The organism is Nesterenkonia alkaliphila (genome assembly GCF_009758175.1).
Taxonomy (GTDB): Bacteria; Actinomycetota; Actinomycetes; order Actinomycetales; family Micrococcaceae; genus Nesterenkonia; species Nesterenkonia alkaliphila.
The window spans coordinates 23,032-40,779 of sequence record NZ_WRPM01000023.1 but is presented as its reverse complement, the minus strand read 5'-3'; the positions used below and the strand labels follow the sequence as shown (position 1 = coordinate 40,779).

General features: G+C 63.6%; 17 protein-coding genes. 10 read left to right on the top strand and 7 right to left on the bottom strand.

Features of this window, described 5'->3' with window-relative positions; genetic code table 11:
- The first annotated feature begins 35 nt into the window (after positions 1 to 35).
- The 7 genes from rnpA to GNZ21_RS03350 all read left to right on the top strand — a co-directional run bounded on the left by rnpA (position 36) and on the right by GNZ21_RS03350 (position 6,471).
- Positions 36 to 404 carry a ribonuclease P protein component gene (rnpA, locus tag GNZ21_RS03380; RefSeq protein WP_188503513.1) on the top strand — a complete coding sequence of 123 codons (369 nt, stop codon included), beginning with the start codon at positions 36 to 38 and terminating at the stop codon, positions 402 to 404.
- A gap of 152 nt (positions 405 to 556) precedes the next feature.
- A complete protein-coding gene (yidD, locus tag GNZ21_RS15830; RefSeq protein WP_308805452.1) occupies positions 557 to 832 on the top strand; it encodes a membrane protein insertion efficiency factor YidD in 276 nt (91 codons plus the stop codon).
- Between the two features lie 101 nt (positions 833 to 933).
- Positions 934 to 1,953 carry a membrane protein insertase YidC gene (gene yidC / locus GNZ21_RS03370; protein ID WP_157321328.1) on the top strand — a complete coding sequence of 340 codons (1,020 nt, stop codon included), beginning with the start codon at positions 934 to 936 and terminating at the stop codon, positions 1,951 to 1,953.
- Complete coding sequence (locus GNZ21_RS03365; protein WP_157321326.1) at positions 1,950 to 2,552, top strand: Jag family protein; 603 nt, start codon at positions 1,950 to 1,952, stop codon at positions 2,550 to 2,552. The genes yidC and GNZ21_RS03365 overlap by 4 nt, the downstream gene beginning before the upstream one ends.
- Positions 2,553 to 2,566: 14 nt before the next feature.
- Positions 2,567 to 3,241 carry a 16S rRNA (guanine(527)-N(7))-methyltransferase RsmG gene (rsmG, locus tag GNZ21_RS03360; RefSeq protein ID WP_157321325.1) on the top strand — a complete coding sequence of 225 codons (675 nt, stop codon included), beginning with the start codon at positions 2,567 to 2,569 and terminating at the stop codon, positions 3,239 to 3,241.
- 43 nt (positions 3,242 to 3,284) lie between these two features.
- On the top strand, positions 3,285 to 4,172 hold the full coding sequence (locus GNZ21_RS03355; RefSeq protein ID WP_157321323.1) for a ParA family protein: 888 nt from the start codon (positions 3,285 to 3,287) through the stop codon (positions 4,170 to 4,172).
- A gap of 1,078 nt (positions 4,173 to 5,250) precedes the next feature.
- On the top strand, positions 5,251 to 6,471 hold the full coding sequence (locus GNZ21_RS03350; protein ID WP_157321321.1) for a ParB/RepB/Spo0J family partition protein: 1,221 nt from the start codon (positions 5,251 to 5,253) through the stop codon (positions 6,469 to 6,471).
- Positions 6,472 to 6,714: 243 nt separating this feature from the next.
- Here the strand turns inward: GNZ21_RS03350 and trxA are convergent, their stop codons facing one another.
- The 5 genes from trxA to GNZ21_RS03325 all read right to left on the bottom strand — a co-directional run bounded on the left by trxA (position 6,715) and on the right by GNZ21_RS03325 (position 12,024).
- Positions 6,715 to 7,041, bottom strand: coding sequence for a thioredoxin (gene trxA, locus GNZ21_RS03345; RefSeq protein WP_157321320.1), 327 nt, complete (start codon positions 7,039 to 7,041; stop codon positions 6,715 to 6,717).
- Between the two features lie 44 nt (positions 7,042 to 7,085).
- Positions 7,086 to 8,081 (bottom strand): thioredoxin-disulfide reductase, encoded by a 996-nt coding sequence (gene trxB / locus GNZ21_RS03340; protein ID WP_188503514.1) that lies wholly within the window; start codon positions 8,079 to 8,081, stop codon positions 7,086 to 7,088.
- Between the two features lie 107 nt (positions 8,082 to 8,188).
- Positions 8,189 to 9,604 (bottom strand): hypothetical protein, encoded by a 1,416-nt coding sequence (locus GNZ21_RS03335; RefSeq protein ID WP_157321318.1) that lies wholly within the window; start codon positions 9,602 to 9,604, stop codon positions 8,189 to 8,191.
- A 75-nt stretch (positions 9,605 to 9,679) separates the two neighbouring features.
- Complete coding sequence (gene murJ / locus GNZ21_RS03330) at positions 9,680 to 11,506, bottom strand: murein biosynthesis integral membrane protein MurJ (RefSeq protein WP_229659410.1); 1,827 nt, start codon at positions 11,504 to 11,506, stop codon at positions 9,680 to 9,682.
- Positions 11,507 to 11,529: 23 nt separating this feature from the next.
- Positions 11,530 to 12,024 carry an NUDIX hydrolase gene (locus tag GNZ21_RS03325; RefSeq protein WP_157321345.1) on the bottom strand — a complete coding sequence of 165 codons (495 nt, stop codon included), beginning with the start codon at positions 12,022 to 12,024 and terminating at the stop codon, positions 11,530 to 11,532.
- A 93-nt stretch (positions 12,025 to 12,117) separates the two neighbouring features.
- Between GNZ21_RS03325 and GNZ21_RS03320 the strand changes: the two genes are divergently transcribed.
- Positions 12,118 to 13,542 carry a CCA tRNA nucleotidyltransferase gene (locus tag GNZ21_RS03320; RefSeq protein WP_157321316.1) on the top strand — a complete coding sequence of 475 codons (1,425 nt, stop codon included), beginning with the start codon at positions 12,118 to 12,120 and terminating at the stop codon, positions 13,540 to 13,542.
- A gap of 26 nt (positions 13,543 to 13,568) precedes the next feature.
- Here GNZ21_RS03320 and GNZ21_RS03315 read toward each other — a convergent pair whose 3' ends face one another.
- On the bottom strand, positions 13,569 to 14,654 hold the full coding sequence (locus tag GNZ21_RS03315) for an inositol-3-phosphate synthase (RefSeq protein ID WP_157321314.1): 1,086 nt from the start codon (positions 14,652 to 14,654) through the stop codon (positions 13,569 to 13,571).
- 47 nt (positions 14,655 to 14,701) lie between these two features.
- Here GNZ21_RS03315 and GNZ21_RS16155 point away from each other — a divergent pair, with 47 nt between their 5' ends.
- Positions 14,702 to 16,090: a glycosyltransferase family 87 protein gene (locus tag GNZ21_RS16155; protein WP_157321313.1), complete on the top strand. Its 1,389-nt coding sequence runs from the start codon at positions 14,702 to 14,704 to the stop codon at positions 16,088 to 16,090.
- 9 nt (positions 16,091 to 16,099) lie between these two features.
- Positions 16,100 to 17,308 (top strand): DUF418 domain-containing protein, encoded by a 1,209-nt coding sequence (locus GNZ21_RS03305; RefSeq protein ID WP_157321311.1) that lies wholly within the window; start codon positions 16,100 to 16,102, stop codon positions 17,306 to 17,308.
- A gap of 33 nt (positions 17,309 to 17,341) precedes the next feature.
- On the opposite strand, the gene GNZ21_RS03300 is transcribed toward GNZ21_RS03305, so the two are convergent.
- Positions 17,342 to 17,707 carry a DUF4333 domain-containing protein gene (locus tag GNZ21_RS03300; RefSeq protein ID WP_157321309.1) on the bottom strand — a complete coding sequence of 122 codons (366 nt, stop codon included), beginning with the start codon at positions 17,705 to 17,707 and terminating at the stop codon, positions 17,342 to 17,344.
- Between the last annotated feature and the right edge of the window lie 41 nt (positions 17,708 to 17,748).

The window sequence follows — 17,748 nt, the reverse complement described above, 5'->3', positions numbered from 1 at the left end:
AGAGCCGCACCAGATCTCAGCCAGGGAGGATAGGCGTGCTGCCCCAGGAGCACCGGATCACCCGCCCGCAGGACTTCTCCGCTGTGATGCGCCGCGGCAGCCGTGCGGGAACAGCCACTGTAGTGGTCTCAGTGCTGGTTGACTCTCAGCATCAGAGCCCGCAGTGGCGCTGCGGGTTCATCGTCTCCAAAGCAGTGGGCAATGCGGTGGTCCGGCACCGTACCGTGCGCCGGCTCAGGCACTTAGTTGCTGAGCTGTTGCGCAGCGGAGAGATCCCGCTGCCCCAGTCCCGCAGCGATTTTGTAGTCCGTGCCCTGGCTCAGGCCCCCGAGTCCGACCACCAGCAGCTGAGGAATGACCTCGCCTCAGGGATCCGCCGGGCGCTGAAGAGGGCCGTGCCATGACGGTCTGGATCAGGCACCGGGACTTCTACCACCTGGACACCCATCCTGAGGCATCTCAGGGGCACTCTTCTGTGAGCCCTGAGCCTAGCCGGGGCCCATCCGGACAGACTCAGTATTGGAGATGGTGGCGGCGGGCGGCGTCGTACCCTCTGGTGCTCTTCATCAGAGTCTGGCGCAAACTGATCTCTCCCCTCTACGGCAATGTCTGCAGCTTCTACCCCAGCTGCTCGGCCTATGGCCTGGAGTCGGTGACAGTGCACGGACTGTTCCGGGGCAGTGCGTTGACCGCCTGGCGAATTCTGCGCTGCAATCCCTTCACCGGGGGCGGGGTGGACCACGTGCCACCCTCCGACCGGGCCTGGCCGGAGGAGGAACTGCCGGCGATTGTGCGGCTGAACCATCCTCCGATTCCACGGGATGAGGACTGAGCAGGTAGTCTGAGGGTTGGTTTTCTCACGCACCACCGTGTCCGGCACACAACATTCCCACCCCAGGGCTCGGCGCCGGACCTGACACCCGTAAGAGAGTAATGGCTTTCCTCGACACGATTATGTGGCCCTTCAGCTGGGCTGTCTCCTTCATCCTGAGCATGTGGCACAGCCTGCTCAGCCTGATGGGCCTGCCCGAGGGCTCCGGCTGGAACTGGGCAATCTCCATCCTGCTGCTGGTGCTAGTGATCCGCATCATCCTGATCCCGCTGTTCGTGCGGCAGATCAAGTCCCAGCGCGGAATGCAGATCATCCAGCCTGAAATTCAGAAGCTGCAGGCCAAGTACAAGGGCAAGAAGGACCCGGTCTCCCGGCAGGCGATGGCCCAGGAGCAGCAGGCGCTGTTCAAGAAGCACAAGGTCAATCCGTTTATGACCTGTCTGCCGATCCTGGCGCAGATGCCGATCTTCCTGGCACTGTTCTGGTGCCTGAACCGAATAGGCGGCTCCGGGCAGATCGGCACCGGTGACACCGATTATCAGAGCGAGGGCTACTTCGCGCTCTCCGGCGAAGAGGTCACCAGCTTCGCCAACTCGCGGATCTTCGGGGTCGGCATGCCCGACACTTTCTTGGGCGCGACTCAGGGCGATCCGGCGTTGATGGGCAGCACCGTGACAGTCATCGCGCTGACCTCAGTGATGATCATTCTGATGGTCGGCACTCAGTTCTTCACCCAGAAGCAGCTGATGCAGAAGAACATGTCTGAGGCCGCGCTGAAGGGACAGTTCGCCCAGACCCAGAAGATCATGCTCTACGCCCTACCGCTGGTGTTCGTCTTCGGCGGTGTCTACTTCCCGGTGGGTGTGCTGATCTACTGGACCGCGACCAACTTCTGGACTATGGGTCAGCAGTGGTGGGTCATCCGCAACAACCCCACCCCCGGCTCCATGGCGGAGAAGGAGCTCAACCTGCGGCGCGCAGCCAAGGGTCTGCCCCCGGTGGGCGAGGAGGCTCGCAAGGCGCGCGAGGAGGCCGCCAAGCCCAAGAGCGAGCACAAGGGCCACACCGCCCAGCCCAAGAAGAAGAAAAAGAAAAAGAAGAAGAAAAAGGGACAGCGATGAGCGAACAGACCACCCCTGAAGAGGTAGTGGAGCACGGCAACGAGACCGTTGATCCCAATGAGGCATCAGTAGTCGCTAACCAGGTCAGTACAGCAGAGAACGACGACGCCCCACTCGTCAGTTCAGATGACACCGCCTCCGGCCCCGATGAGGGTGATGTAGCTGCCGATTACCTCGAGGAGCTGCTGGACATTGTTGACCTCGACGGCGATATCGAGATCGAGATCCGCGGTGAGCGCACTTTCATCTCCATTCAGGCCGAGGACGGCGGCGAAGAGCTGCAGGACCTGGTGGGCGCCAAGGGTGAGGTCCTTGATGCTCTGCAGGAGCTGACTCGCTTGGCAGTGCTGGCAGCCACCGGTGAGCGTACCCGCCTGGTGCTGGACATCAATGGACAACGAGCCGCCCGTAATGACGAGCTCAAGCGCCTGGCGGAGGAGGCTGTGGCCAAGGTCAAGGACACCGGTGAGGATGTGCACTTGGAACCGATGAGCGCCTACGAGCGTAAGATCGTCCATGACTTCGTGGCAGAGGCCGGTCTGATCTCCGAGTCTGAGGGTGAGGCCAAGCGCCGCCACGTGGTGGTCTCTGCCGACTAGGCGGGTATCCGGTGATGAGCACTCCCCCTTCCGACACTGAGCCGCTGGAGCCGATTCCCGCTCTGACAGCTGCCGAGCGTCCCGCAGCGGAAACCCTCTTCGGTGAGCGTCTGGGGCTGGCCGAGCGCTATGTTGAGCACCTGTGCACCACCGGCATCACGCATGGGCTGTTGGGTCCCCGCGAGATCCCCCGGATGTGGGGGCGGCATGTGCTCAACTGTGCGGTACTGGGCCCGGAGCTGCCTGCCGGAGGTACGGTGGCCGATGTCGGCTCCGGAGCCGGACTGCCCGGAATCGCACTGGCGCTGGTGCGCCCTGATGCAGATTTCATCCTCATCGAGCCGATGGAACGCAGGGTCGACTGGCTTGCTGAGGTCGTCCAGGACCTCGGACTGCAGAACGTGCAGCTGATCCGCGCGCGCGCCGAGGAAGTCACCGATGAGGTGATGGCAGATGTGGTCACAGCCCGCGCCGTGTCAGCTCTGAAGAAGTTGATACCCCTTACCGCCCCCTTGCTGAGTGAGGACGGGGAGCTGATCTTCCTCAAGGGTCGCTCAGCCCAGGAGGAGATTGAGGCGGCTGCCAAAGCCATTAAGCGCTATCGGCTCCAGCAACCGCAGGTCCAGCTGCTGGGTGAGAATCTGCTCGAGCAGCCGACCACTGTGGTCCGTTCCTCCCGGCGGGGATAGCCCGACCTGCGCAGGTTCGGCCCCCTGACTTAGACTGCACCTTATGACTGACCCACTCTCCGAATCCCCCCTGGCAGCCCAGCTGAAGGATGAGCAGGCACGCAGAAAGCGGCTCTCCGAGATGGACTTAGAGCGGCCCCCGGAGACCCGGGTCATCACTGTGTCCAACCAGAAGGGCGGGGTCGGTAAGACGACCTCGACAGTAAACCTGGCTGCGGCGCTGGCCGATCACGGGTTCAACGTGCTGGTGATAGATATCGATCCGCAGGGAAATGCCTCCACGGGGTTGGGAATCCCTCACTCGGCTGAGACCGACTCCATCTACGATGTGCTCATCAATGATCTCAGCTTCGCTGATGTTGTAGCGGACTGCCCCGATGTGGACCGGCTGTCCGTGGTGCCGGCAACAATCCACCTGGCCGGGGCTGAGATTGAGCTGGTCTCCTTGGTGGCGCGTGAGCAGCGGCTGCACCGGGCACTGGAGGAGTATTTCCAGCATCGGGAGCAGAATGGGTTGGAACGCCTCGACTATGTGTTTATCGACTGTCCACCGAGCCTGGGACTGCTGACGGTCAACGCATTTGTGGCAGCCAAGGAGGTGCTCATCCCTATCCAGTGCGAGTACTACGCCCTGGAGGGGCTGAGCCAGCTGCTGAATAACATCAGCATGATCCAGAAGCATCTGAACCCGGTGCTGAAGGTCTCCACCATTCTGCTGACCATGTACGATGCCCGCACCAATTTGGCGGCACAGGTGGTGGAGGAGGTCAAGGAACACTTCCCAACCGAGGTGCTGGAGACCAAAATCCCCCGCAGCGTACGCATTGCTGAGGCGCCCAGCTACCAGCAGTCGGTGATCTCCTATGACCGGTCCTCCACAGGCGCTCTGGCTTATCTCGAAGCTGCGGCTGAACTGGTCCAACGGGGCTGAGCCTCACACCCTAGGCGTTTCACGTGAAACGTTGAGCCTCGTCCGACGCGCTTCGGTGGCGGACGGCTGCTTGGGGATTCATCCTTCCTCGCAGAACACCACACGGGCGGTTGGGGGATCCGTCCTTTCTCGCAGAAGACCACGGAGGCCCGGCCCGAACCGCTCCTGCTCTGCCTTAGGGCGAGATACCTGACTGATCCTGCAGAGACGGCCTCTGTGAGTCTTTTCGGTACTGGTGATACCGAGCGCCGCGATCTGCGACTCAAGGGGTCCAGGCCAGTGCCGAGTGGTGAGGACGGGGCGACGGGTGGGGTTGATCTGTGCCGTTTCACGTGAAACTCCGCGCCCTATGGCCTCAGGGCGGACCCACAGAGGCCGGGGCTCTTCAGCGATAGTGCACCGGGTATCGATAAGAATATGCACGGGATTCCCAGGGGTAGGCCTTCATAGCCCACGGGCGGCGGCACCCCAGGAACTGGTGTGTCACATGAAACAGAATTAGTTGTGACTGTCTGAGGTCTCGATCACCGGCTGATTGAGTACGTCCCAGTCGCTTTGCGCACCAGTTATGAGTTCAGTGCTGCTGATCAGACCTCACCCACGGCGTCTGAGGCGAGAGTCTAGGGAATCTGGTCAGGACCGTTACGAAGTATCGGCTAAGGCCTCCATCAAGTATCAGCTTGCAGCTCGGGGAATCAGGACCGCTGAATGACTCGCATGATGGAAGCCTCCAGCAGTCTTGGCGCGCTAGAGGTTCAACCGTGTGGGCGCCGCGGCTTTTTGCTCTGGTACCTCCCACCGCCAACCACTGTCTACCAAAGCTATCAACCGGCCGTTTCACGTGAAACGCCAACGAGCCATAGCGTGCCGAGGCTCCGACTGATGAGCGGGGGCGCAGGTGTCTCCGTCGGTGTGAGCTGGCTGTTGCATTCCAGCGGGCTCTTCTCCAGTGTGAGCAGCCGATGAGCAGCGGCTGCGGACTGCTGGGACCATCCACTGTGCGCAGATTCCACGTGAAACTGCGGAGCAGGACAGCGCAACAACAGAAACTCACGCATATGAGACGTAGACTATTGGCATGGCTGAACGGAAGAAACGCGGACTCGGGAGAGGGCTTGGCGCTCTCATCAATAGCGACAATGAAGGGCGGGCCGTCTCTGGGGCTGCCGTACATGCGGTACCGCCGGTAGAGCCCGAGACGGAAGCAGAACCGCTGGATGTTTCACGTGAAACGGAGCGTCCGGAACGCCCGATAGATGTGTTCTTCTCTGCGAAGTCCCATTTGGAGACACAGCGAATCTCTCGGGACGCTTCTGTGCCGGGAGGATCCGGTACTAGACGGCATGCCACTGCATCGCGCCGCCCGAAAGGGTCACAGCGGGCCGAGATGCCGGATCTGTTGGGTTCCTCCCGTCGAGAGGATCCTGTCGAGCAGATCTCAGACGGGGTGCATGTTTCACGTGAAACGGAGCAGCCCGTGCAGGGTGCCGAGTTCCGTGCCATACCTGTGGAGGAGATTCGGCCCAATCCCAAACAACCTCGTCAGGTGTTCGACGAAGAGGACATGGCGGAACTGGTGCACTCTGTGCGTGAGATTGGAGTGCTGCAGCCTATCGTGGTGCGGCCGGCACCGTACGGCCAGTATGAGCTCATCATGGGTGAGCGGCGCTGGCGAGCCTCCAAGGCAGCGGGCCGCCCAACGGTTCCGGCCGTAGTCAGGATCACCTCGGACGATGATCTGCTGCGCGATGCCCTCCTGGAGAACATTCACCGTTCTGAGCTGAATCCCCTGGAGGAAGCAGCTGCCTACCAGCAGCTGCTTGACGACTTCGGAATCAGCCAGGAGGAACTGTCCAAACGGATCGGCCGTTCTAGGCCGCAGATCTCCAACACCCTGCGCCTGATGAGACTTCCGGCCGCGGCACAGCGCAGAGTCGCTGCGGGAGTACTTTCCTCGGGCCACGCACGCGCACTGCTGAGTCTGGACACAGAGGAGCTGATGGAGGAGCTTGCCCAGCGGATCATCGCCGAGGGCCTGTCGGTCCGCAGTGCTGAGGAGCAGGCCACACTGCTGAAGAAGGGTGCCGCCCAGGAGAGGGTTTCACGTGAAACCAGTCGTCTGCCCAGTACTACTCGGGTCCAGGAACTGGAGGAATACGCTGAGGCCCTCACTGACAAGCTCGACACTCAGGTGAAGATCAGCCTGGGCGCAAGAAAAGGGCGGATTGCGATCGACTTCGCCGGGCTGGAGGATCTGGAGCGGATACTGGATACTCTGGGCCTTCACATCCAGCGGTAGTTCCCGCACCGGCACAGGTCTCGTCCGGGCACAATGACCCGCCCACCAGGAGGGCCTGCGGTAGGGTCCTAAAGACCCGGCTTGAGGTGACCCGCACGGATCACGGATCCGCGCGGGTCACAGACGTCAGGCTCCTGCGGGGGCGGGCCAACACGTCCGGGCTGAGTCTCTGCGGCTCCGCGAGGCTAACTGCATGCTCAGCAGGGGCTGGGCGGAGGGCAGGAGACCCAAGGAGGAGGTTCTTCAGCTCAGCAGGTCGGAGAACTCCTGCTCCAGTGCTGGCTGCGGCTTGGCGCCAATGCTGGTGTGCACCTTCTCCCCGTCCTTGAAGGCGAAGACGGCAGGGATGGAGGTGATGCCGTACTTGGCGGCGATGGCCGGATTCTCATCCACGTTGACCTTGACCACCTCGATCTTGTCCTCGTGGGCTGCTGCGAGCTTCTCGAGCTCGGGCGTCAGAGCGCGGCAGGGACCGCACCACTCAGCCCAAAAGTCGACCAGTACGGGCTTGCTCGCCTTGAGGACGTCTTCTTCGAAGCTTGCATCGGTGACTGCTTTGAGATCGGACATGGTATCCGCTCCTTTCAGTGGAGGTCTTGGTTCTCGGGTGGGGTTCAGACGGAGGCTGGCTCTGCGACACGGGTTTCGGCGGCGTCGTCAGCTGCGGTGTCTGCCAGGTAGTGCTCCACATCCAGAGCGGCCACGCAGCCGGAGCCGGCGGCTGTGATGGCCTGGCGATAGTGCGGATCCAGCACGTCACCGGCGGCGAATACACCTGGCAGGGAGGTTTTGGAGGTCCGCCCGGTCACCTTCACTGTGCCGTCCTCAGTCAGCTGCAGCTGGTCCTGGAACAACTCCACCCGCGGGTCATGACCAATAGCCACAAACAAACCTGTCACATCCAGGGTGGACTCCGTGCCGTCCACAGTGTTGCGCAGTGCCAGCTGACTGACCTTCCCCTCACCGCGGACCTCGGTGACCTCTGAGTTCCAGATGAACTCGATCTTCTCGTTGGCCTTAGCGCGGTCTGCCATGATCTGCGATGCGCGCAGTGAGTCCCGCCGGTGGATGACAAAGACCTTCGAGGCGAACTTTGTCAGGAAGAGGGCTTCTTCCATGGCTGAATCGCCGCCGCCGACCACCGCGATGACCTGTTCACGGAAGAAGAAACCGTCACAGGTGGCGCACCAGCTCACCCCGTGTCCGGAGAGCTCCTTCTCACCGGGAACGCCCAGCTCCCGGTAGGCGGAACCGGTAGCCAGGATCACCGTGCGAGCATGCAGCACACCCCCGGATCCCGTGCTGATCTCCTTAACCGGCCCTTCAAGAGCGACTGCTGTGGCATCTTCGTGGCGGATATCAGCACCGAACCGGCGGGCCTGGGCCTCCATATTCATCATCAGGTCAGGGCCCTGAATACCCTCTGGGAATCCAGGAAAATTCTCCACCTCGGTGGTGTTCATCAGCTCACCGCCGGCGGTGACCGAACCAGCCAGCACCACAGGGTTCAGATTCGCCCGGGCGGTGTAGACCGCAGCGGTATACCCGGCAGGACCGGAACCAATGATCACAACATCATGAACCTGGTCGGGGAGAGTCTGGTCAGTCACGTGAGTTCCTTACGAATGGCGGGATCGTCTAGCAGGTCGAACGATACGGGGATGCGGCATATTCCGCGAACCCTGTTTCCAAGGTACGAAAGCCGCTGCAGGAGGGCTCAGTTTCCTGTAAGGATCGCAAAGACGATGATTGCCGCGGCGAGTAACAGCACAGCGAGGGTGCCCAGGGCGATCCATCTGCTGATCGGTACCTTGCTGGTGCCATTCGTGTTTCCCCCCAGATGGAGCGTCTCCTGCAGGGGAGTTTCGCTGCTGCCGGCACCTGCCGGGAATGCGCTCGGGGTCCGCTGCGGCACAGTGCTGATTAAGGTGGTGAAGCTGCCGGGCTCCTGGGCGGAGGCAGAACCCCCGTCTAGTCCTAGGTGCTGCTGCTGAGTGGGGGGATTCCCAGCAGCCTGCGGCACCGGGGGCTCCACCAGACTGTGCCGGTCATAGGACTCGTCCGGGGTCTCAGGCGGGTCATCCACCACCTCTTCCCCCTGGGCCAGCAGCTCATCGACCTTCAGACCGGGATGGCTGGACCCTGCGGAACTGACCCCAACAGTGGAGATCGCTGCCGAGGGTGCACTCTCCACAAAGGGTCCACCAGGTACTGAGGCTCCGAAGGACTCCACCCCTGCCCCAGGCACACCCTGTGCAGTATCCTGTCCGGACCTCGGCTCCGGCTCAACAGCGGGTAGCGGATCCTGCGGCGAGCCGGGCGGAGTTCCTTGACCAGGGTCACCCGGCTGCTCCGCATCCGCGCGCGTTTCGGAAGCCAGTGGCCCGGCTGCGCCGGGTGCAGCGGTGATGGCCTCAATCGGGTCCTCCGCAACATCGGCGGCCGGATCGGCCTCCACCACATCCAGGTCGCTGCGCAGGGAGAAGGAGATCCGGCTGATCTCCCGGGAGATGCTCAGACCGTGCACATCCCCGGCTGACTCAAGTTCTGACTCAAGCTCCTCCAGGCTGCACTCAGGGTTCGCCGCTGCAGGAGCTTCAGCGGACTCGGAGGGCTCCGGGCTGCGCCGGTGCGCCGGGGTGACCAGGTCCAGGAACGCCGGGCGCAGGGCTCGGCGCCGCTCACGCTCCCCGGCACCTAGGCCAGCTTGCAGACGGGCGTAGTACTCGGCGTCGTCCTCATAGGTCTGCGGCTGCATCTCCCGAGACTGTCCGAAGAGTTCAGAACCCAGTGAATCGGTGTAGTACGGCTCCACATAGGGTGCGGTATCCGGGACCACCAGATCCAGCAGCTGATTGGGGTCCACCACTGTGGAAATCAGGAAGGTACGGTCCTCCGCCAAACCCAGATCCAGCACCTCCACCGGAGACTCCCGCTCGCCGGTGGCCAGCTCCTTGGCGGAGGTGGCCACCTGCTTGGCATTGGCCCGGGAGGCCAGCAGTACCGAGACCTCACGGCCCAGCAGATTATCGGTTGCCTGGAAAATGATGTCCTGATCCGCGGAGGTCACCACATGGTGGGTGATGCGGTAGCGACCGCCGACCACATCACCGATGCCGAACGGCTGGGGCACGTCTCATCTCCTCCCAGGACTGTCAGAGTTTGTGGACCACAAGCCTACCGGCGAATCCCGGTGAAGGGCCGCTGCTCAGCGGGCCAGTCGCGCCAGGGCCGGTACGCGCCGGGAGACCGGCTCCATGAACTCGCCGAACTCACGGACCCGGGCAGCCCGCAGCACCACAAAGTACACCAGCGCCATCACCAGTACCACCAGGGCACAACTCACCACTGCTGTGCCGATCGAGTTCCAGGCGAAGCCCCAGGTGAACCCGCCCAGCGGGGCCAGCATCAGCACGCCGGCGCAACCGGCGGCCAGGGCGGCGAACCCGGAGGAGATATAAGCGGTGAGCACGCTGGCGAGCCCGTAATGGCCCCAGCGGCGGGTGGCCAGGAGGTGGAAGATGATGGTGCGGGCGATGTTCAGCGTGCTGAACAGGCCCACCACAATGTAGGGAATGTAGTGATGGGGCAGCAGCAGGGCACACAGATGAGTGATGGTCAGCCCGATCGGCACCAGTGTGAGGTTCACCATCATGGGGGTTCTGGCATCCTCGGCAGCATAGAAAGTGCGGATCAGATAGAACTGCACTGAGCGGAACGGCAGGCCCACAGCATAGATGATCAGCAGCTGGGCGATCGCGGCACCGGCTGCCGCGGCCTCCTCCGAACTGCCGCCGAAGAGCCGGCCGATTGGCCCGGCCAGCACAATGAACACCACTGTGGAGAACATCATCGGGATCGCGAAGATCCGCAGCCCTCGGTTGATCGTGGAGCGGGCGGCCCCGTGGTCTTCGGCCTGCATATGGGCGGCCATCTGGTTGAACAGCACAGTGGCCATGGAAAGCACAAACACCGAATGCGGCAGAAGCACGATCAGCTCAGCAATATTGGCTGCGTACTCGCCGGGGATATGGGCACCGTCCTCCATGGTCGCCCGCGCCGCGGTGGCACCTGAGACCAGGCGCATATGCAGCAGGATCGACACATTGCCCACCACCATGGTGATCAGCGTGTAGAGCGCGATCTTGCCGGTCTGCTCCATCCCCAGGCCGCGGAACCCGAACTTGGGCCGCAGCGGGATGCCCAGCTTGGACAGCGGCCAGAGCAGCAGTGCCGCCTGGGTGACCACGCCCAGGGTGTGGCCTCCGGCCAGGATCACCGTCTGAGTGGTGGTCCAGGCTGCGGCCTGATCATCCCCGGCGGAATAGGTGCCGAAGAGGAGGATGAACGCGAGGATGAATCCGATGGCGATGATGTTGTTCAGCACCGGGGCCCACATGTACCAGCCGAATTTGGCATTGGCGTTGAGCACCTGCCCGACCACTGCGTAGAGGCCGTAGAAGAAGATCTGCGGCAGCGTCCACAGCGCGAAAGCGGTGCCCAGGGCCAGCTGCGCCTCGGTCCAGTCATAGGTGAGGGCACTGATGATCGGATAGGCCGCCAGGGTGACCACCAGCGCGATCCCGCCCAGCAGCAGGATGGTCAGGGTAAGCAGCCGGGAGATGTAGTCCGCCCCCCGGTCAGGGGCTTTGGCCGCCTTGATCAGCTGCGGCACCAGGACCACATTGAACATGCCGCCGGCCAGCAGCAGATAGATGATGTTCGGAATGCTGTTTGCCTTCTCGAACACATCGGCCATTGTGGTGGTGGCGCCGATCGCCACCGCCAGCAGGGCAGTGCGCACAAATCCCAGCACCCGGGAGACCGTGGTGCCGGCGGCCATCACCACAGAGGCCACCGCCATCCCGGACTTCGGCACATGCGAGGGGGCGGGCGGTGCGGCAGAGGCGGGTGGTGTTGCAGGGTCGGCGGGCGGTGTTGCAGGGTCGGCGGGCGGTGCTGCGGGGGCGGCGGGCGGCGTCGTCGGGGACTGTCCGCGGTGCCGGGGCCGGTAGGGGGAAGGTGTGCGGCTCATCGGTGGTGACTATAGCCCGAAGTTCACAGCGAGTCCTGGATGACCTGCTTGGCGGCGGCCACGATTCGCCGCTCATTGGGGAAAGAGAGGATCCGGTCCAGCTGGTCCAGATTCACCCAGGCCACATCCACCGCCTCATGATCCGGGTCCTTCTCAATGGTCAGCTCCCCGCCCACGGCCTCCATCAGATAGTGGTGCACGGTCTTGTGCACCCGGTGGGTCGGTACGGTGAACCAGTACTCGATGCTGCCGAGCTGGGTGAGGATGGACCCGGCGATACCGGTCTCCTCCTCCACCTCCCGCACCGCGGCCTCCTCGTGGGACTCAGCCCCCTCCGGATGGCCCTTTGGCAGGCACCACTCCAGCCTGCCGCCCCGGTTGTAGCGGGCGATGATGGCCACCTCGAACCCACGGGAGGCCGGGGTGATGACGACGCCGCCTGCGCTGACCTCCTCCACAGTGGGCAGGTGCCCATTGGGCCGTGAGAAGGCAGAACCGGTGGCCCGGCGAGCACCCATCGACACTGTCAGGGGGGTGCGCCGTTCACCTCCGGTTTCCGCATTGGTCATGTACCTACTTTAACGCCGGGTTGTGCCAGACTGTTGCCCGTTATGGTTTCACTTCCCCAGGGCTTCCCCGCAGGAGCCGAGCTGCCCGATGTTGTGCTAGAGCTTGGAGAGCTGTTCTCCCGGGCAGGATTCGACCTTTCATTGGTGGGCGGACCGGTCCGCGACCTGTTCCTGGGCAGGGTCTCCCCGGATCTGGACTTCACCACTGACGCCACCCCGGAGGAGATCATCCATGTGGTCACCGGGTGGGCCGACACCCATTGGGATATTGGGCGTGCCTTCGGGACTATCGGCATCCGCCGTGGCCATGACACTCTAGAGGTCACCACCTACCGGGCTGAGGCCTATGATCCGGCGTCCAGGAAGCCGCAGGTGCGTTTCGGCGACTCACTGGCCGATGACCTTCTGCGCCGGGACTTCACAGTCAACGCGATGGCACTGCGGCTGCCCAGCTTTGAACTGGTGGACCCCCACGGCGGGGTGCGGGACCTCTATGCCGGGCTGCTGCGCACCCCAGCAACCCCGGAGCAGAGCTTCAGCGATGATCCGCTGCGGATGATGCGCGCTGCCCGGTTCGCCGCCCAGCTGGGCCTGAAGGTGGCTGAGGAGGTGCGCACTGCGATGACTCAGATGGCCGGGCGGCTTCAGATCGTCTCCGCAGAGCGGATCCAGGCCGAGTTGGTGAAGCTGATCTGCGGGGCCCACCCGCGCGCCGGGGTGGATGTGATGGTGGAGACCGGACTGGCCGATATTGTGCTGCCGGAGGTTCCAGCCCTGAAGCTCACCGACGATGAGCACCACCGGCACAAGGATGTCTACCAGCACTCCCTGCAGGTCATGGAGCAGGCCGCGCAGCTGGAGACCGGGCCCGAGGGTCCGGTGCCGGGGCCTGACTTTGTGCTGCGCTTCGCCGCACTGATGCACGATGTGGGCAAGCCCAAGACCCGCCGGTTTGAACCCGGCGGAGGGGTCAGCTTCCGGCACCACGATGTGGTCGGGGCCAAACTGACCCGCAAACGGATGCAGGCGCTGAAGTTCGACAAGGAGACCATCCGGGCCGTCAGCCACCTGGTGGAGCTGCATATGCGCTTCTACGGCTACGGGGACCAGGGCTGGACTGACTCAGCGGTGCGCCGATACGTCACCGACGCCGGCGACCAACTGGAGCGGCTGCACCGGCTGACCCGTTCCGATGTGACCACTCGGAACCGGAAGAAGGCCGCTCGGCTGGCCCGGAACTACGGTGAGCTGGAGACCCGCATCGCCCAGCTGCAGGAGCAGGAGGAGCTGGCCAAGATCCGCCCGCATCTGGACGGTAAGCAGATCATGGAGATTCTGGATATCCCGCCGGGGCCGGTGGTGGGCCGGGCCTACAACTTCCTGCTTGAGCACCGCATGGAGCACGGTCCGGTGGACCATGAGGCCGCGGTGGCCCTGCTCAGGCAGTGGGCTGCTGAGAACCTCTGAGCAGGGTCCGCTGGCTCCTAGCTGTACTAGCGCTCGACCTCGCCGCGGATGAAGGCTTCGACCTTCTCGTGGGCGATATCGTCGTAGTACTGCTCCGGCGGGGACTTCATGAAGTAGCTCGAAGCTGCCAGCAGAGGCCCGCCGACTCCGCGGTCCAGGCCGATCTTCGCGGCCCGGATCGCATCAATGATCACTCCGGCGGAGTTCGGCGAGTCCCAGACCTCCAGCTTCAGCTCGATGGACAGCGGAGCGTCACCGAAGTTCCGGCCCTCTAGGCGGATATAGGCCCATTTGCGGTCATCGAGCCAGGGCACATAGTCGCTGGGGCCGATGTGCACATCCCGGTCAGCCAGCTTCGCGGAGGTGTTGGAGGTCACCGCCTGGGTCTTGGAGATCTTCTTGGACTCCAGCCGGTCGCGCTGGAGCATATTCATGAAGTCCATGTTCCCGCCGAAGTTCAGCTGGTAGGTCCGGTCCAGGTGGACCCCGCGGTCCTCCAGCAGATGTGCCAGCTCGCGGTGGGTGATGGTGGCCCCGACCTGGGACTTGATGTCATCACCGACGATCGGCAGCCCGGCCTCGGTGAACTTGGCCGCCCATTCCTCGGTGCCGGCGATGAATACCGGCAGCGCATTGACGAAGGCGCAGCCGGCATCGATGGCCGCCTGGGCGTAGAACTTGGCAGCCTCCTCGGAGCCCACCGGCAGGTAGCACACGACGACTTCCGCCTGTGCCTCTTTCAGTGCGGCCACCACATCCACGGGGTCGAAGGCGGACTCATGGATGGTCTGCCGGTAGTAGTCACCCAGGCCGTCCAGGGTGGGCCCGCGCTTCACGTCCACATTGGCGTAGGGGACCTCAGCGATCTGGATAGTGTTGTTCTCACTGGCGATGATCGCCTCAGAGAGATCCTTGCCGACCTTCTTATCGTCCACATCGAAAGCAGCCACGAACTCCACATCAGAGATGTGATAATCCCCGAACTGCACGTGCATGAGACCCGGCACATCCTGGTCCGGTGGTGCGTCCTTGTAGTACTCTACGCCTTGCACCAGCGATGCCGCGCAGTTGCCGACGCCCACCAGGGCTACCCGTACCGGATTCTCTGACAATCTCGTCTCCTTCGATCGATGCAACCTATCCATCATAGGGTGGTTGGGTGAGCCAAACAGTTCAGCCGCTGTCCTCAGTCGATCCGACATTACGCCATTTGTCGGACCGGTGGGGCGGGCCTGCTGGCAGCAGGCTGCGCACACAGCGCACCGGGTTCTGGACCATCACCCGGATACTGCTGGCAATGACCGCGGTGGGAGTGCTGCTGGCGCTGCTGGCCTCTCAGTATTGCCGGATCAACGGTTGGGGCGGCACCGGGGTCTACCACTGGGGCTGCTACTCCGATGTCTCCGCGCTCTGGGGATCCCGCGACTTCGCCCAACACCCCTGGGCGCCGTTCCACCCGGACTACTCCCACTTCGAGTACCCGGCGCTGACCATGGTGCTGGCCTCGGCGTTGGCAGCCCTGACCCACGGTACCGATGCAGTCCTGGGCGGGACCGGACTTGCCTACTGGGAGGGGCGCAGTGGGCTGCTGTACTGGGACCTCACCTTCCTTGCGGGATCCCTGGCATGGTTCCTGCTCACCTGGGCGGTGATGAAGGCTGCCGGTCCCCGCCCCTGGCAGGCCGCTGTGGTGGCGCTCTCCCCTGCGATCATCCTGGGTCTGGGCATCAACTGGGACATCTTCGCGGCCGCGGCCCTGGCCCTGGCGATGCTGCTGTGTCTGCGCCAGCAGTGGCTCTGGGCGGGGGTGGCGATGGGGATCGGAGTCTCGCTGAAGCTCTACCCGCTGTTTCTGCTCGGGGCAGTCTTCACCCTGGCATTGCGCGCCTACCTGAGGAAAGAGACAGATGAGCACGCTGTCAGGTGGGCTGATCTCGGCAGACTTGCCGCCGGCGGCGTCGTCGCCTGGTTGACACTCAATCTGCCGGTGCTGCTGATCAGCGGCGAGGCCTGGGCGGAGTTCTATGTGTTCTCCGCCGAGCGTGGAGCCGGCTGGTCCTCGATCTGGCAGGTGACCGGTGTGCTCAGCGGGGAGCAGATGAGTGCCGAGGCAGTGAGCTTCTGGTCAACCGCACTGTTCGTGCTGAGCTGCGCGGTGGTGCTGCTGATCGGTCTGACCACCCCGCAGCGCCCGCAGCTGGTCCCGCTGCTGCTGCTGATCGTGGCGGCATTCATGATCTTCAACAAGGTCTACTCCCCGCAGTTCATGATCTGGCTGGTTCCGCTGATTGCCCTGGCCGGGCTTAAGCTGCGCGATGTGCTGATCTGGCACGGGTTCCAGATCCTGCACTTCTGGGCGATCTGGATGCACCTGGCCGCCCGGGTCAGTGAGGCTGATCCGCAGCACCTCTTCGACGAGAAGCTCTACGTGGCCGCAGTGTTCGGCCACCTGTTCTCTACCGTCTACCTCTGCGCCCTGGTCATCAGGAAGTTCTATCAGCCCACCGCATCACTACTGCCCGCCTCATCAAAGCCATCAGTGCCCTAGCCTGGATGTATGAGTTCAGCGCACAGGGGGAGCCACAGCACTGAGCGGGTACATGTTGTGGACGCGCTGCGGGCGCTGGCCCTGTTGGGCATTCTCAGCGTCAACATCTGGTTCTTCGCCCACCCGCAGATGCTCCTGGGGCTGCGCGGAGACTCAGTGGAGACCAGTGCGGACCAGCTGGTGCGCTTCGGCTCCTCGCTGATCTTTGAGGGAAAGTCCTATGTGATCTTCAGCTTCCTGTTCGGACTCAGCTTTGTGCTGGCCTGGGGGCGGGCCCATCAGAGCGGGGCCAGCGAACGGCGGCGCTCGCTGCGCCGGTTCTCCGCACTGATCCTGCTGGGCCTGCTGCACGGCCTCTTCCTGTTTGCCGGCGATATCCTGCTGGCCTACGGGGTGCTCGGGTTCATCCTGCTGGGCATGCGCCGGGTTTCAGCCAGGGCAGCGCTGATCACCGCAGCAGTGCTCTACGCCGCCTTGGTCGGATTTCTCCTGTTTCTGGGGGTGATCAGCTGGGCGGTGGGTGATGCCCTGGACGGCACGACGATGATGGGAGATCCCGCAGCAGCCCGGGAAGCGTTCACCGGTCCGGCCGCTCAGTGGTTGGGATTCCAGCTGGGGGTCTACCCGCTGGTGCAGATCTCAGTGCTGTTCGGACAGGGGCCGCTGGCCCTGGCGGTGTTCCTGCTCGGGCTGGTGGTCGGCAGAGCCCGGCTGATCGAGCGGATCGCTGCCGGGGAGCTCAGCACCGGTCGACTGCTGGGCATGGGGCTACCGGCACTGGCTGCGGGCCTGGTGCTGAGCACCATGGCCGCGCTGCTTGCCTGGGGCCCGCCCGGCAGCACGGATCACCACCCAGGCATGGGCGGGGAGCTGCTGGGCACGGCGCTCAACCTAGCCGCCGGTCCGATTCAGGCTTTCGGATACGTTGTGCTGCTGCTGGTCCTCTTCCGCAGCGCCGTGCCGCTGACCCGGCTGCTGGCCCCGGCAGGGCGAATGTCGCTGACCAACTACCTCACCCAGTCCGTGGTGATGGTGATCCTCTTTGCCGGAGTGGGCTTCGGCCTAGCCGGGGAGCTCAGCGAACTGGCGGTGGGCGGTACTGTACTGGCGATCTGGGCCGCCCAGCTGGTGATCTCGCATCTGTGGTTCGCCCGGTTTGCACGAGGACCCCTGGAGGCCCCGCTGCGCGCCTGGACCTACGCCGGTTCGCGGGACTAACCTCGCGGGGCGAACGGGTACGTGTCGGCTGGATCAGCCTTCATCCTCGCCGTCAGCCTCGTCCTCAGAGTCGAGGTCATCCTCACCGTTGTGCAGGTTGTAGTCGGAGAACTCGGCCTCGTACTCGATCTCGTTGCCGTCCACCTGGACAATCTCCACCACGATGGTTCCGGCGCCGTTTGCGTCCTCGACCTCGCAGCTGGTGGACTCGCCCACCTCGGCGTCCAGGCCCTCCTGACAGTCCACCTCGTGCGGGGCATCCTGCGGGAATTCATTGTCCAGGTCACGGGCCAGATCGGACTCGATGTCAGAGGCAGACCAAGAGCTGCCGCAGGCTGCGGTGAGGCCGATGGCACCGGCAGCGGTCAATGCGGTCAGTACGTGCTTCATGCGGGGCATGGGGCTCCTTCAGTTTCAGATTTTCCGTTCCCTCTTTTGGG